We start from the raw sequence: 14,978 nt of genomic DNA, 5'->3' as shown, positions 1-14,978 counted from the left end.
CGGCGAAATTTAAGTTTTTTTAAGGTAAAAGGTGCGATTTAGCCTCCTGCCACCATGCTTCCATCTCTAACAAGTCAGTCTGCTCAAAAGTACGACCGCTTATACGCAGTTGCTCTTCGATGTATTTAAATCTTGCCGCGAACTTGCGATTGGTGCCCGCCAGCGCTTCCTCGGGATCGGCCTTAATGAACCGCGAAGCATTGACGACCGCGAACAACAGATCGCCTAACTCGTCCTTCTGGCGCTCCGGGGATTCTTGTTTGGCGGCTTGGCGAAGCTCCTGAAGCTCTTCCTCGATTTTGTCGAACACGCCGTCCAGATCGGGCCAATCGAAGCCGACTCCGGCCGCTTTCTTCTGCTGCTTGTGCGCGCGGGGAAGCGCGGGCAAATCTTTAGGAATGCCGTCGAGAATCGAACTCCGCTCCGGAATGCCCTTGCGTTTCTTCTCCTCGGCCTTCATTTGTTCCCAATTTTTCAGCGCTTCTTCCGCATCTTGGGCATTCTCCCCGCCGAAGACGTGAGGGTGCCTGAAAATGAGCTTGTCGTTCAGTTCGGCCAGTACGTCGTAGACATCGAACGCCCCCGTCTCTTCTTCCATCTGGCTGTGCAACAGCACCTGAAGGATGACGTCGCCGAACTCCTCCTTCATGCCGTCCGGATCATCGAGATCGAGCGCTTCGATCGCCTCGAACGTTTCCTCGATGAAATTGCGGCGAATCGATTGGTGCGTCTGCTCGCGATCCCATGGACATCCTTCCGGACTGCGAAGGATGGAGACGATCTCGTGCAGCCGTTCGAACGAACGCCTGCGCAGCCGATCATCCGCGCTGGCCGGAATGTAGACGAGCATGAGATTCCCGTAAGACTCTAGACGATCGAGCTCGTGAAGCGGCACTTGCAAAATGTTCTCTTGTCCTTCTACGCCAAGCGCTTGACCCACGATTACCGGATGATCGTCCGGGTACACGTTCATGAGCGTTAACTTGACTTCGGATGCGGTGAAAGAGTCGTACACTTGTCCGATAACCGTATGCAATCGAGGCCGAAGATGCTCGCGGGTCAATTCGGAGGCGTCCAACAATTGGAACCCTTCGATAGGATCGAAGCCCAACCGAGTGAAAGCCTGATCAAGGAAGCTCTCGCCCCCTAACAACGTTAGCTCTACCCCCGCTCCGGGCGCTCTTTGCCGGAGCAGTTGTACCGTCCGCTCGGCGACCATCGGGTGACCGGGAACCGCATAGACGATATTCTCGTCGCTATGGTTTTGTGCAGTATCGAGTAGCTCCCGCGCGATCGCGTCGTACACTTCGTCGAACGAATCATGCCGTTCGTACACGCGGTCGAACGACTCGAAGGTGATCTCGCGCAGCTTAAGATCGGCGGCCGCGGGATGGTCCGCCGTGCGCAAGTATCGACGCTTGGATTGCTCCAGCACCTTCAGCGTGCCTAACGTTAATTGATCTTCCCCGCCGGAACCGAGCCCGACGACCGTAATGGAGGGTGGCATATGTAGATCATCCTTCCTTATGCAATCTGGTAAACAGAGATCGAATGCGAAGCATATAAGTGTCCAGGCGGCTGCCGGACAATCCCGGCAGCTCGCGCCACTGCTGCGGAGAGACGGCGCCCAAGGCGACGAGCGCCGCGGCGAAGACGGCGGCGCCGACCGCGACGCCCGGCAGGGCTACGAGCAGTGCCGCCAAGCGCGCGGGCAGCGCGGCGGTTAGCGCGCCTAGCCCTAGCGCGAGCAACGCGACCGCGGCCGCCATCGCGGCCAGCGCAGCGGCGGAGCGCCACGCGATGCTTAAGCGCGGGGCGGGCAATTGAACGCGCTGACGCAAGGATAGCGCGTTCAGCACTGCCGCGATGGCGAACGCGAGCGCCATCGCCGCGGCGGCGCCGCGGATGCCGTGCGCGGGTACGAGCACGGCGTTGAGCGTTAACTTGAGCAGCGCGGCTGCGGCCAAGTTAACGGCGGGCGACCGCAGGTCGCCCATGCCTTGCAGCAGCGCGGCGCTTGCCGCCTGCAGCGTGCCGCCCACGGCGGCCAAGGCGATGATCGCCATCGCGGCGTTGCAGCTGCCGTCGGCGAACAGAGCCCGATTGATCGGCGACGCGAGCAACGCCAATCCAAGTGCAGCCGCGCAACCGAGCCACCAGGACATGCGCATGACGAACTGGTCGCGCGTCGCGAACTCCTTATCGTCGCCGCGAGCCCTGGCAGCCGTTAACGCAGGAACAAGCGCCGAGGCCGCTGCGGCAGACCCCATGACTACGAGCTGCAGCAGCGCGACCCCGCGATTGTAGACGCCGTACTGGGCGATAGACCACGCGGCCTCACCATCGTCTTGCTGCAGAAACCGCGGAATCGAGAAAGCGTCGATTAACCCGAACAGAGGTGCTATTACCGATGCGATCGCCACCGGGACAGCTACCGCGAAAATCCGTTTCAACAAGGCTGTTCGGGTCTCGGTGATCCGTATCCGACGAATGGTCGAACCGACGGTTCCGTCTTTGCCGTAAATTTTCCTCGCCCCGGTCGCGCGGATGATGATCGGCTTGTTGCGGCCACGACCCGTAAACCCTAACATGGCAATCAGACCTGCCGCGGCTCCTGCGGCTAGTCCGCCATGTACGGAAGCGGCCGTTGCCGAAGGCGACCAGGACGCGTTAATCGCCACCATGAGAGCGACCAGCATGAACGCGACGCGCGCGATTTGCTCGACAAGCTGGGACACCGCGGGCCGAAGCATTTCCATTCTGCCTTGCCGGTAACCTCGAAGAACCGCCGTCGCGGGAGCGACCAGCAGAGCGAGCGACGACATCCGAATGGCCGAAGCGGCGTCGGGCAGCCCTAGCAAGCTTGCGAACCCGTTCGCGCCCAGCCATAATATCCCGAACATCACCATCCCGCTTACGCCGTGCAACCCTAACGCCCACCTAAGCACCCGCTGCGCTCCGTACTCGTCGCCGTTCGCCGTTCTCTCGGCCACGAGCACGCTTACCGCCACGGGGATGCCCGCCGAAGCCAGCGTCATCCACATCACGGCCAACGCATACACCGCGCTGTACAAGCCGAACACTTCGTCTCCGGCCATATTTTGCAGCGGTATTTTCTGCAGCGTGCCGATCAGCTTGGATAACAATGCCGCTCCGCCCAGTAAAGCCGCTCCTTGCCAGATCGCCTTTTTCCCCGCCATCCGGGGATCATATTCAATTCCCATTTCCGTCTATTCCCCATTCCCGCGCTCTTCAAGACACGTAAAACCGGCTTTTCCTTTCTCCCGTTGCATGGCCCGTGTTTCGATTATAATCGAAAGCCGCACAGCAAAAAAGCTTCCCGGAGAACAGATCGACCATCTGTACGGGAAACTTTTTTGGCTTATCTATCGGAATTACTGCTCCATTTGCTTCGCCAGAAACCCTGCCGCCGTCTCCACCATCTTGCTCTCCATGTCTCCCATGCTCACTTGCTCGTCTTTGCTTAACAGCACTACGGTTCCGATCGGGTCTCCGCCGGCAACGATAGGTGCCGCGACGAAAGAGCTGATCGTTTCGCTTACGTCGCGCAGAACCTCATGGCTGCCCGTGTTCGATTCCAAGATGATTTTGCGATTTTCCATACAGCTTTCCAACAGGCTTCCGATCGGCTTGTCCAAATATTCCTTCTTGGAAGCGCCCGCAACGGCTATAAAGGTATCGCGGTCGGAAATCATAGCGATATGCCCCGTACTCTCGGACAGTGACTCCGCGTATTCTTTGGCGAAGTCGCCCAGCTCGCCGATCGGGGAATATTTTTTGAGAATAACTTCACCGTCGCGATCCACGAATATTTCCAGAGGATCTCCTTCACGGATTCGGAGCGTGCGACGAATTTCTTTCGGAATGACGACCCGACCGAGGTCATCAATGCGGCGTACAATCCCGGTTGCTTTCATGCTCGTGTTGCCCCACTTTCATTGGTGTATTCGCTCTGCGGTTGCCGGCGCCAATGACATGCCGGCCTTTATGACGAACGCTTGAACAATCGGAAAAAGGTGTCATCGAATCGTGAATGTAGTATTTAACCGCTCCCATTTTCTTATGCGTTCACCCTCGCTTGGAGGAATCATCCATTTCGTCTCAGGAAGGAGGAAACCGTTTTATCCCGGCCGGATGCTGCATCGCTTCGTAATCGTCGCCCCGATTGTCCAGATCCGGCATTCCTTTCATGATTAGCCTCCAGATCATCTGTGCCGCCTGTTTAACCGAGCGCGGACGATGCTCCTCTGCCCCTTGCAGCAAGCGAAAAGGACGGGCCAACCTCGGCAGGTGTAGCGAGGCTTGCTCGATCAACTCGTCGTCGAACAGCAGATCTGTCGTTCCGGAAGCGAGCAGCTTGCCATCCTTAAGCAGCAGCACTTGGTCCGCCCATTCCGCGGCAAAATCGACGTCGTGCGTCGCGATCAGAATCGTCATGCCCTTCATTCGCATGGAATCCAGCAATGCCTGCAGCTCGTCGCGCCCTTTCGGATCAAGGAACGACATCGGCTCGTCGAGAATGATGAAATCCGGCCGCATGGCCAGCACGCCGGCGATGGCGACTCTGCGTTTCTGGCCGTAGCTCAGCTCGAACGGCGATCTTCGCTTCATCTCTAGCATGCCTACGCTGGCAAGCGCCGAATCCACCCGTTCCTCCACCTCCTCCGCGGGTAATCCCAGATTTCTCGGACCGAAAGCCACATCCTCCTCGACGGAAGTGGAGAAAATTTGGTCGTCGGGATCTTGATAGACGACGCCGACCCTTCTGCGCAGGCGATCTCCATTGTCCCGTTTCACCGTTTCGCCGAATAACCGTACTTCCCCGGATTGGGAGAGCTCCAAACCGTTAAGAAGAGAAATAAGCGTCGATTTTCCCGCCCCGTTAGGTCCCATTAACGCCACCTTCGAACCAACCGGTATATCGAAGCTGACCCCGTTCAGCGCCTTGATTTTCCCGTAGGCAAAACCGACCCCTCTAACCTCGGCGGCAAATAACGGCGGCGAACTTGGAGCGGAAAAGGGCTCCGCCGCGATTTTCGTCTCTTCTTTTTTCCCATAACCTTCTCCCCTTCCAATCCGCCCCTCGCCGACATCGCGATATAGATTCGCTTGCTTCTTTCATAAGCCCGCAGGAATAACACGCCCGCCAACTCTCCGAAGCGTTTATATGCCCGGGAATTCCATAACCACCCCTTAAAGCTCATCCCCCTGGCCCGCTGCGCCTTTACCATGCTAAGAGCTTCATCCTTTAACAAGAAAAAGTATCTCATCATGAGCAGGATCAACTCGAGCAGCACAGCCGGGATGCCGACTGACCGCAAGCTCCGAAGGAGTACGAATAACGGAGTGACCGTCAGCAAATAAGTAAGCAGCAAGTTAGCGTTAACCAGCTTAAGCAGAATAACGGCCGCCCGTTGGATGCCTTCTTCGGTGGCCGCGTAACCCCACCATTCGATAACGGGCGTCCCTTCCGTGTGAAACGGAATAAAAATTGCCGCCCCCGCGCCGAAAGGCAGCAAGAGCAGCAAACGTCCAAGTATCGTTCTAATCGATATGCCGCACCATAACGACAGCAAGAGGAACGCCCCGGCCCCCGCGATAAGAATGGAAGACCGCTCCACGGCAACCGTAGCGCCTAGAAGAACCAACACGGTCCACAGGCGATGCGATGGCTTAGCGATTAGAGGATTCAACTCTTCGTTCTCATGAAGGGTGATGATTGCCTTCCCCATGGCCATCTGCCTCCTTGCGGCGCGCGAGCGGCTTCGTCAATGCATATAATGCCCCGAACAGCAGCAGAGCTCCTATAACTCCGGCCAAACCGACTTTCAGATAAGGCGATGGAATGCCGGGAACCTCGTAATCCGGTATCCATGCCGTCCAGGAAGGCTCTTTAGCCTGATCGATGAACCCATGGTCTTCCGCGACGCGCTCCAATCCGTCGGGATGAGGGGAAGCAAAGTAGGAAATCGACCCTGCCGCGATCAAGGTAACGACCGCCATGACGATCCATTTTGTTTTCTTGGCCGTGACGATCGGTTGCTTATTCATGTCAGTTTTACCTCCTTCTTGGCCGGGATTCCTTCGAAGGCTACGTTACGTTCCATCAGGTAAGCAACAACCAGCGCCGTGATCAGCCCTTCTCCGATTCCGATCAAGCTATGCCAACCTGCCATTGCTTGAAGCGCCACGTTCAGAGGGAAAGTGCCCGACCAAGCAAGCAATAGCGCTACCCCGCACGAAGCGGATACGATCGAGCACCAAGCGGCAATGAAGCTGACCGCTTTCGTGGCGCGGCCTTGCAGCCACTTGGTTCCTAGGCGGTACACTCCGTAACCTGCATAAGAACCTATTACCCCCGTGCAAACGATATTGGCCCCAAGCACGGTCAAGCCCCCGTCCTGGAAGATTAAAGCTTGAATGATCAGCACCGCGGACATGATGACTACGCCGACGGCCGGACCGAATAAAATCGACGCCATCGCCCCTCCGAGAAAATGTCCGGAAGTCGCGCCGGCAATCGGGAAATTCAACATTTGGGCAGCGAAGACGAAGGCTCCGATCAACGCGATCTTCGGCACTTCCGGCCGGGCAAGCGACATGCGCGTTTGCCGCAGGCTATACGCCACGGCTCCGATTCCGAGCGCGCCTGTCGTTAGGCATGACTTCACGTCCAAGAAGCCGTCTGGAATATGCAATGCGAGTACCCTCCTTATCCATTCACCGAGTTTCATTTGTGAGGTTTATTCACAAATCAATGAAAAATTTCTTTTAATTTGTTATTATTCTACCAATATCGCTTTTTCAACGTCAATGTTTATGTTATCTAATATTACATTAATGTTTTATCTTACTGCTCGGGTCGCAATTTTTAACCATCAATATCAAACGATATAGGTTTATTGTGATCTAAGTGGATTTATTGCAACTAGTTCCGACTCTTCTTTTGATATTTAGAATCTAAGTGGATTTATTACAGTTAGTTTGGTCAAACAACGCAAAAATGGCCTTACTTACAAAAAATAAATGTATATTCTACAACTAAACTTAAAGGTAACGCTTCTGCAAGAGATCTAGGTGTAGTTTTTACAACTAGGTCATCACAATAACATCATAGCAGGGTCTGAACCAGCTCCAGAACGAAAAAAGGAGCGAAGACCAGGCATGACACCCTCTTCACCCCGTCTCCATTTTTCGCGACACCGCAATCGGTGTTTGCCTCATATCGTCAGGTGCTTCATCACCGCGGGGTCGTCAAGATCCTCTCGTCCGCCCTGCCATACGATGGAGCCCTTCTCCATGATGTAGAAGCGATCGCCTACGCTGCGAACGAAATCCAAGCTTTGCTCGACCAGAAGAATAGCCGTTTTCCCCTCGTCGCGAATGGATCGGATGACGTCTTGGATATCATCCACGATAGAAGGCTGAATACCCTCCGTGGGCTCATCTAGCACGAGAAGGTCCGGCTCCGATATCAACGCCCGCGCGAAAGCCAGCTGTTGCTGCTGGCCTCCGCTCAAGTCGCCTCCGCGACGCTTGTAGAAGGTCGGAAGGATCGGGAATTTCTCGATCGCCTCCTGCGGAATCGCCTTGCTCCTGCGCTTGGCGGAATCCGGGTGCGCCTCGAGTCCGATTCGCAGATTCTCGTAGACGGACAACTGCGAGAAGATCTCGCGCCCTTGCGGGACGTATCCGATCCCCTTCTTCGCCCTTTCGCCCGGCGCACGCTTCGTCACGTCTACTCCCTTGAACGATACGGATCCTTTTCTGGCCTTGAGCAGCCCCATGATGCTCTTCACCAGCGTCGACTTCCCCACTCCGTTTCGGCCCATGAGGCAGACGACCTGGCCGGGTTCAACCGTAAGCGAGACGTCCCGCAAAATCACGCTCTCGCCATATCCCGCTTCAAGCCGTTGAACTGACAACATCGTAATCCCGCCTTTTCCTGCCCAGGTACACTTCCGCCACCCGGTCGTCTCTTTGCACCTCGTCCATGGACCCTTCCTTCAGAAGCTTCCCTTCATGCATGACCGTCACTTTGCTCGCGAAATTACGCACGAACTCCATATCGTGCTCCACGACGACAACCGTGCGTTTACGCACGATTTCCTGCAACAGCTCGCCCGTTTTGTCCGTTTCCTTATCCGTCATCCCCGCTACCGGTTCGTCCAGCAGGAGGATTTCCGGTTCCTGCAGCAGCATCATCCCGATCTCCAGCCACTGCTTTTCCCCGTGAGACAGAAGCCCCGCGCGAAGCCGCTTCTTATCGCCCAGACCGATCAGCTCAAGCTCCGCATCGATGCGTTCTTGGTCGTGTGCGTTCATCTTCGCCCGCAAGGTCGCCCAAACTCCGCGATTCTGCGCCATTGCGATCTCCAAGTTCTCCTCGACCGTCAATCCCGTGAAGATCGACGGCGTCTGAAACTTTCGCCCGATACCGAGCTGCGCGATCTCATGCTCCTTGCGCCGGGTAACGTCTACCGTCCCCTTGCGCCCATGGAATACGACGCCGCCGGAAGCCGGCTTAACCTTGCCGCATATGGCGTCCAGCATCGTCGTTTTGCCTGCGCCATTCGGCCCGATTAGAAACCTAAGCTCGCCCGCCGCCAGCTCCAAGCTCATCTCTTGGACCGCCTTGAATCCGTCAAACGACACCGTTACTTTCTGGCACGACAGTATTGAGGTTGATTTCATTCGCACTCCGCCTCCTAATAATCGTTTGGCGCAATTGACGGACCAAACCGACGATCCCGCCCGGCAAGAACACCGTGACCACGATAAACAACGCGCCGAGCAAGAACAGCCAGAAGTCCGGATAAGAAGCGCTAAGCTCGCTCTTCGCTTGCGTCATAATAACCGCGCCGATTACGGCGCCGACCAACGTTCCGCGTCCGCCGATCGCGACTAGTAGCACCATCTCGATGGAAGGCACGATCGCCATCATCGTCGGAGAAATAATCCCTACGTGAAGCACGAACAGCATTCCCGCGATTCCCGCCAAACCCGCCGATACGGCAAAAGCCGTCATCTGGTAACTAGCCGGATCATAGCCCAGGAAGCGAGTACGGTTCTCGCCGTCCCGAATTGCCCGCAATACCTTGCCGAAGCGGCTTTTGACCAAATATCTGCAAAGCAGGAAAGCCACGATCAAGACGACCACCGTAGCCAAGTAGACCATGGTTTTGGCTGTGTCCGATTTCAAACTGTATCCGAACATCTTCGTAAAGCCGGTAAGTCCGTTCGTTCCGCCCGTATAGGCCTGTTGTCCGACGAACAAAGTCACCGTAATAATGACCAGCGCTTGGGTAAGAATCGTAAAATAAACGCCGCGAATTCGATTACGAAAGGTGAAAAATCCGAGCACAAGCGCCAAACACGCCGGTATGAGGATGCCCATGAACGCCGCGAAGGCAAAGCTCTTGAACGGCTCCCAGAACCATGGAAGCTTCGTTAACCCCATCCAATCCATAAAATCGGGCACCCGCGAACCGCTCGATACAAGCTTCAGATGCATCGCCATCGCGTATGCCCCCAGCCCGAAAAATACTCCGTGCCCTAAGCTCAAGATGCCCGTGTAACCCCATAGCAGATCCAATCCAAGAGCGACGATAGCGAACGCCAAACATTTAGCCAGCAAGTTCAACCGAAAATCGTTCAAATAAAGCGGCGCGGAGAACAATGCGGCCGCAGCGACGGCGTAGCCGAGCAGCAACCAGACCCGGCGCGGCAGAATAGAGGAGGATAGCACCGCGATCACCTTCTTCCATACGTTAATCTGTTACTAATCCAAGGACCGCGTTCTAACCGCAAACATCCCCATCGGCTTCCATTGCAGGAAGGCGACGATGCAGAGGAATACCAACACTTTGCCGAGCGAGGCGTCCGACCACCATTCGAACAGAGTATTGAACACCCCGATGCCGAGCGCGCCGGCTACGGTACCGACCAGCTTGCCGACGCCGCCGAGGACGACGACCATAAAAGCATCCACGATATAATAAGTGCCGATAGACGGCCCGATCGGACCGATCAACGTTAACGCGCAACCCGCTATACCGGCGATTCCGGAACCGATGGCGAACGTGAACGCATCGACGCGCCTTGTCGAGATTCCGAGACAGGCGGCCATTTCCCGATTTTGCATGACCGCTCTCATTCGACGTCCGGCGTTGCTGCGATAGATATACAGATACATCGCGAATAGGCAAAGCGCCACAAGCGCAATGATGAACAACCGTTTATAAGGAAGCACCACTCCCGTGAATAGAGTCAGTCCGCCATCGAGCCAGGAAGGACTCGCAACCGCAACGTTAGGCGCCCCGAAAATGGAACGAGCAAGCTGCTGGAGCATTAATCCGACTCCCCACGTAGCGAGCAAGCTATCCAGAGGCCTGCCGTAGAGAAATCGGATAAGCGTCACTTCAAGCAAGTAACCGATCGCGAAAGCGATGACGAAGCTGACAAGTATAGCAACGGGAAAATAAGCGTCGAATAGGCTCTTGGGAAGGGTTGATTTAAATATTTGCTGGGTCATGTACGCCCCATAGGCACCGATCATGATGAACTCTCCGTGCGCCATATTGATGACTCTCATCAAGCCGAAAGTAATGGCGAGACCAAGAGCGATCAACAACAGAATCGAACTCACGCTCAAACCGTTGAAAATTTGCGAAATCCATATTTCCATGACGTAACCCCCTGCTCCAAATACATCAACTCACATAACTCCCGTCGATGCGTTCCACCCTTACGCGCCTACCGATAAGCGAGGGGAAGCCCCGGCTTGCACCGAACACTTCCCCAGCTTCAACGGCGAATAATCCATTATTGATCGCTTAGACCTTTCGCCCAGTCATACGTCGCGAGATACGGATCCGGTTTAACGGGACCGCCGGAGTTCCATAATTCCACGATTTGACCGTCGGCTTTGATCTCGCCGATCCGAACCGTTTTATAAATGTGCTGGTTATCTCCATCGATGGTGACTTTACCTTCCGGAGCATTGAATTCGATGCCTTTAGCCGCTTCCTTCACTTTATCCACCTCGAAGGATCCCGCTTTTTCGCCGCGGCCGCCCAAAGGTATACCGCCACGTAACCCGCTTCCATCGGATCGCTCGTTACGCTGTCGGCGCCGTATTCTTTCTTGAAGTTCTCGACGAAAACTTTGTTTTCCGGCGTATCGGTCGTTTGGTAGTAATCCCAAGCCACGAGGTGCCCCGTTAAGTATTCGGGCCCGATCCCTTTCACTTCTTCTTCCGCAACGGATACGGAGATCGTCATGAGGTCGGCGGAGGAAATGCCCGCGTCTTTCAATTGTTTGAAGAAGGCTACGTTGCTGTCGCCGTTAAGCGTGTTATAGACGACGTCAGGCTTCGCTTCTTTGATTTTCGCAATGATCGTGGTGTAATCCGTATGTCCGAGAGGAGTATACTCTTCCGCTACCGTTTCTCCGCCTTTGGCCGCCAGTTGCGCCTTGATGATTTTGTTCGCGGTGCGCGGGAATACGTAGTCGGAGCCTAGCAAGAACACTTTCTTCTTCCCTTTCTCCAACAAGAAGTCAACGGAAGGAATGATCTGTTGATTCGTTGTAGCGCCTGTGTAGAAAATGTTAGGGGATGATTCCAATCCTTCGTATTGAACGGGATACCATAGCAGTCCGTTCAATTCTTCGAATACGGGCAACATCGCTTTCCGGCTGGAGGAAGTCCATCCCCCGAATACCGTCGCGACTTTATCTTCGGACAAGAGCTTGCGGGCTTTCTCCGCGAATGTCGGCCAGTCGGACGCGCCGTCCTCTACTACCGCTTCGATCTGTTTGCCCAGCACGCCGCCCTTAGCGTTGATTTCTTTAATGGCCATCAATTCGGAGTTTTTAACCGTTACTTCCGAGATGGACATCGTTCCGCTTAAGGAGTGCAGAATCCCTACCTTAACCGTATCTCCGCCGGCCGCAGCCGGCGACGCAGCCGCCGAAGATGCCGACGACGACGCAGGAGCCGACGACGAACTACCCGCCTCGTTGTTATTATTGCTGCCGCAACCCGCCAACACCAAGCTTGCCGTCAACGCCAGAACCAATCCTTTTAAACCATTGCCCTTCTTCATCCTTCCACTCCCCGATCTTTAGTATGGTTTCTCTCTAAATCCGAACGTTTGGTTCTCTCCACAGCCCAACCGTTCGCAATTACATTATATGGCTATGTTAGGTTTTGTGTCAATATACCTTACACAAAGTGTTGTTATGATTCATTAACTCTAATTATTCGCGGTAATTATGTAATATTATATAACATAAATGTGGTCGCGAGGATTAAAAATCATCAAAAAAACCCTCACTACGGAATGTTTCGAGACTCGCGTCTCTCCGCTCCCCGGTGAGGGTTCTTTCTTAAGATTTATTGAATAAGGTTGCGATACGGATCAGAATGCCGGTACGACAGCCACTCCGTAGGTATCCTCGATGAACTTCTTCACTTCGGGCGAAGTGAGAGCGACATCCAGTTTCTTAATCGCCTCGTTGTTCTCGTCGCCTGTGCGGACTACGATAATGTTCGCGTAAGGTGAGTTCGCGTCTTCGCGGAACAGGGCGGAATTCGGGTCGATCTTCGCTTCGAGCACCAGGTTGGTGTTAATGATCGCGCCATCCAGATCAGGCAGCGCGCGAGGCAGCGTCGCGGAATCCGCTTCGACGAATTTAAGCTTCTTAGGGTTCTCTACGATATCCTTAGGCGTTGCTTCATATGTCGTAATTCCTTCCTTAAGCTTGATGAACCCTTGCTGTTGCAACAGGACCAAAGCCCGATATTCATTCGACGGATTGTTCGGGATGCCGATCGTCGCGCCTTCTTTGATCTCGTCCTTGGATTTCAGCTTATCGGAGTAGAAACCGATAGGCTCGACGTGCACCTTCGTCGTCACGGCGAAATCGTACCCCTTCTCTCCTTTAACGGAATCTAAATAAGGAACGTGTTGGAAATAGTTGGCGTCGATTTGTTTTTCGTTCAGAGCCGGGTTCAATTGGCCTTCGTCGTCGAATACGACGACCTCCAGGTTCACTCCTTGCTCCTTCAGAGCCGGCTTAACGAATTCAAGGATAACCGCGTGCGGTACGGCTGCCGCACCTACTTTAAGAGTGACTTCCGGCGTTGCAGCTGCCGTTGGGGATTCGGAGGCCGAAGGGCTGCTGGATGCGGTAGCCGTTGCCGAAGCTTCCGGCGAGCTTGACGAGGATGGCGATGCGGCTGCAGGCGACGCGTTATTGTTGTTTTTCGAGCCGCACCCCGCGATTACCGCGCTAAAGATGACGAATAACGATACGAGGACAAACAAACTTTTTTTGGACATTCTCTCTCACTCCCGCTTTTTTTGCTATCTATTTGGTAGAACAGTGAAACCTTTATGACGCTCCTACGGTCTATTCCAGCTTATACCGTCTTTTATTGATCGATCTGGCTATGTAATCTCCCGTCCACTGGATCGCCTGGACGAGCAAAATGATGACGATAACCGTGGCGAACAGAATATCCTCGCGGAATCTCTGGTAGCCGAACCGAATAGCCAGACTGCCGAGTCCGCCGGCACCGATTGCGCCCGCAACCGCGGTCAACTCGGTAATGGCGATCACCGCTATCGTCAAGCTCCGAACAAGAGCGGGAAGAGCTTCCGGAATCAGCACTCGGAAAATAATGTCGAAGGGAGAAGCCCCGAACGACTTGGCGGCCTCGATCTTGCCGATAGCCACTTCCTTCAAAGCGCTCTCGACGATGCGACCTAGGAAAGGAGCCGCTCCGATGGACAACGATACTATCGCGGCCGTAGGGCCGAGCGAAGTTCCGACGACCCACCTGGCTACAGGCAGGAGCAGTACGATCAAGATGATAAACGGAAGGGAGCGAACGCCGTTAATGACGAAGCTAACGACTTTATGGATAAGCCGCGCTTCGAGCACGTTGCCTTTCTCCGTCACGACTAGCGTGATCCCAAGAATCAAACCCAGAATAATGGCGAAAAACGATGCCCATACGAGCATGTAGAGCGTCTGTCGCAATCCTTCCCATAGCAGTTCTAACAGATCATCCCTCATATGCCCGACCCCGCCCCTTCCAACACGTAGCGCTTCTGCCGATAATGCTCCACGATGTTGACGAACCTCCGTGCCGTATCGCTCTCGGGCGCGAGGAAGAACTTGTCGACCGTTCCGGTTTCAACGATCGTACCTTTCTCTATCACGGCTACTTGGTTGCAAATATGCTGCAGCACATCGAGCTCGTGGGTAATCAATACCACCGTCAAACCGAGCTTCTTGTTGATCTCTTGAAGCAGTTCCAAGATCGAGTAAGTCGTTTGCGGATCAAGGGCGGAGGTGGCTTCGTCGCATAGCAGAACGTCCGGCTCGTTGACGAGGGCTCTCGCGATTCCTACGCGTTGCTTTTGTCCTCCGCTTAGTTGCGAGGGATAGGCGTTTTCTTTATCGCTTAGCTGAACCATCTCCAATACTTCTCTGACGCGTCTATTGACGGTTGCTTTGTTATGGCCCGCAACTTTCAGCGGAAACGCCACGTTCTGAAACACCGTTTTGCCCTCGAACAAGTTAAACTGTTGGAAGATCATGCCGATTTTCCTTCGGGCCAATCGCAGCTCCTTGTCGTTCAGATCCGTTATGACCGTATCTCCGATGAGGATGCTTCCCGCGTCCGGTTCTTCCAACCGGTTCATGCATCGAACCAACGTCGACTTGCCCGCGCCGCTGAACCCGATAATGCCGAAGATATCGCCCCGTCCGATCGTTAAGTTGAGCCCATTCAATGCGGTGAGCGTATCGTTCGCCGTTTTGTAAGTTTTGCTTAAATCCCTTATGACGATCATAATCTCACTCCGTCCCAACACAAAAAACCAAGCATCCGCGCTTCGGCTTAAAAGTCGCGGGGCTTGGTTTCCAGTTAACTGGTCAACCGA

14 protein-coding genes and 1 pseudogene are annotated in these 14,978 nt (G+C 54.7%); all 15 read right to left on the bottom strand.

Features of this window, described 5'->3' with window-relative positions:
• Window positions 1-19: 19 nt before the first annotated feature.
• On the bottom strand, window positions 20-1,507 hold the full coding sequence (gene yabN, locus FPL14_RS14445) for a bifunctional methyltransferase/pyrophosphohydrolase YabN (protein WP_182303645.1): 1,488 nt from the start codon (window positions 1,505-1,507) through the stop codon (window positions 20-22).
• A gap of 7 nt (window positions 1,508-1,514) precedes the next feature.
• On the bottom strand, window positions 1,515-3,224 hold the full coding sequence (locus tag FPL14_RS14440; protein WP_182303644.1) for an oligosaccharide flippase family protein: 1,710 nt from the start codon (window positions 3,222-3,224) through the stop codon (window positions 1,515-1,517).
• A gap of 171 nt (window positions 3,225-3,395) precedes the next feature.
• Window positions 3,396-3,938, bottom strand: coding sequence for a stage V sporulation protein T (spoVT, locus tag FPL14_RS14435; RefSeq protein ID WP_182303643.1), 543 nt, complete (start codon window positions 3,936-3,938; stop codon window positions 3,396-3,398).
• Between the two features lie 184 nt (window positions 3,939-4,122).
• On the bottom strand, window positions 4,123-4,914 hold the full coding sequence (locus FPL14_RS14430) for an ATP-binding cassette domain-containing protein (RefSeq protein WP_220471241.1): 792 nt from the start codon (window positions 4,912-4,914) through the stop codon (window positions 4,123-4,125).
• Window positions 4,915-4,958: 44 nt separating this feature from the next.
• Window positions 4,959-5,753, bottom strand: a complete 795-nt coding sequence (cbiQ, locus tag FPL14_RS14425) for a cobalt ECF transporter T component CbiQ (protein WP_182303642.1) — start codon at window positions 5,751-5,753, stop codon at window positions 4,959-4,961.
• Complete coding sequence (locus tag FPL14_RS14420) at window positions 5,725-6,072, bottom strand: PDGLE domain-containing protein (protein WP_182303641.1); 348 nt, start codon at window positions 6,070-6,072, stop codon at window positions 5,725-5,727. Before FPL14_RS14420 ends, cbiQ begins: the two co-directional genes overlap by 29 nt.
• Window positions 6,069-6,719, bottom strand: coding sequence for an energy-coupling factor ABC transporter permease (locus tag FPL14_RS14415; protein WP_182303640.1), 651 nt, complete (start codon window positions 6,717-6,719; stop codon window positions 6,069-6,071). Before FPL14_RS14415 ends, FPL14_RS14420 begins: the two co-directional genes overlap by 4 nt.
• Before the next feature lie 522 nt (window positions 6,720-7,241).
• Window positions 7,242-7,949: an urea ABC transporter ATP-binding subunit UrtE gene (gene urtE / locus FPL14_RS14410; protein WP_182303639.1), complete on the bottom strand. Its 708-nt coding sequence runs from the start codon at window positions 7,947-7,949 to the stop codon at window positions 7,242-7,244.
• Complete coding sequence (gene urtD / locus FPL14_RS14405) at window positions 7,927-8,715, bottom strand: urea ABC transporter ATP-binding protein UrtD (protein ID WP_182303638.1); 789 nt, start codon at window positions 8,713-8,715, stop codon at window positions 7,927-7,929. Before urtD ends, urtE begins: the two co-directional genes overlap by 23 nt.
• Window positions 8,666-9,769, bottom strand: coding sequence for an urea ABC transporter permease subunit UrtC (urtC, locus tag FPL14_RS14400; RefSeq protein WP_182303637.1), 1,104 nt, complete (start codon window positions 9,767-9,769; stop codon window positions 8,666-8,668). The genes urtD and urtC overlap by 50 nt, the downstream gene beginning before the upstream one ends.
• A gap of 33 nt (window positions 9,770-9,802) precedes the next feature.
• Window positions 9,803-10,708 carry an urea ABC transporter permease subunit UrtB gene (gene urtB, locus FPL14_RS14395; protein ID WP_182303636.1) on the bottom strand — a complete coding sequence of 302 codons (906 nt, stop codon included), beginning with the start codon at window positions 10,706-10,708 and terminating at the stop codon, window positions 9,803-9,805.
• A gap of 137 nt (window positions 10,709-10,845) precedes the next feature.
• Window positions 10,846-12,128, bottom strand: a pseudogene (gene urtA, locus FPL14_RS14390) (urea ABC transporter substrate-binding protein).
• A gap of 315 nt (window positions 12,129-12,443) precedes the next feature.
• On the bottom strand, window positions 12,444-13,367 hold the full coding sequence (locus FPL14_RS14385) for a MetQ/NlpA family ABC transporter substrate-binding protein (protein WP_182303635.1): 924 nt from the start codon (window positions 13,365-13,367) through the stop codon (window positions 12,444-12,446).
• Window positions 13,368-13,437: 70 nt separating this feature from the next.
• Window positions 13,438-14,106 carry a methionine ABC transporter permease gene (locus FPL14_RS14380; protein WP_182303634.1) on the bottom strand — a complete coding sequence of 223 codons (669 nt, stop codon included), beginning with the start codon at window positions 14,104-14,106 and terminating at the stop codon, window positions 13,438-13,440.
• Window positions 14,103-14,888 (bottom strand): methionine ABC transporter ATP-binding protein, encoded by a 786-nt coding sequence (locus tag FPL14_RS14375; protein ID WP_182303633.1) that lies wholly within the window; start codon window positions 14,886-14,888, stop codon window positions 14,103-14,105. Before FPL14_RS14375 ends, FPL14_RS14380 begins: the two co-directional genes overlap by 4 nt.
• Between the last annotated feature and the right edge of the window lie 90 nt (window positions 14,889-14,978).

Origin of the sequence: Cohnella cholangitidis (assembly GCF_014107495.1) — a bacterium.
GTDB lineage: Bacteria > Bacillota > Bacilli > Paenibacillales > Paenibacillaceae > Cohnella > Cohnella cholangitidis.
Note: the sequence above shows the minus strand (reverse complement) of the source record. Positions and strands in the feature narration are given on the sequence as shown.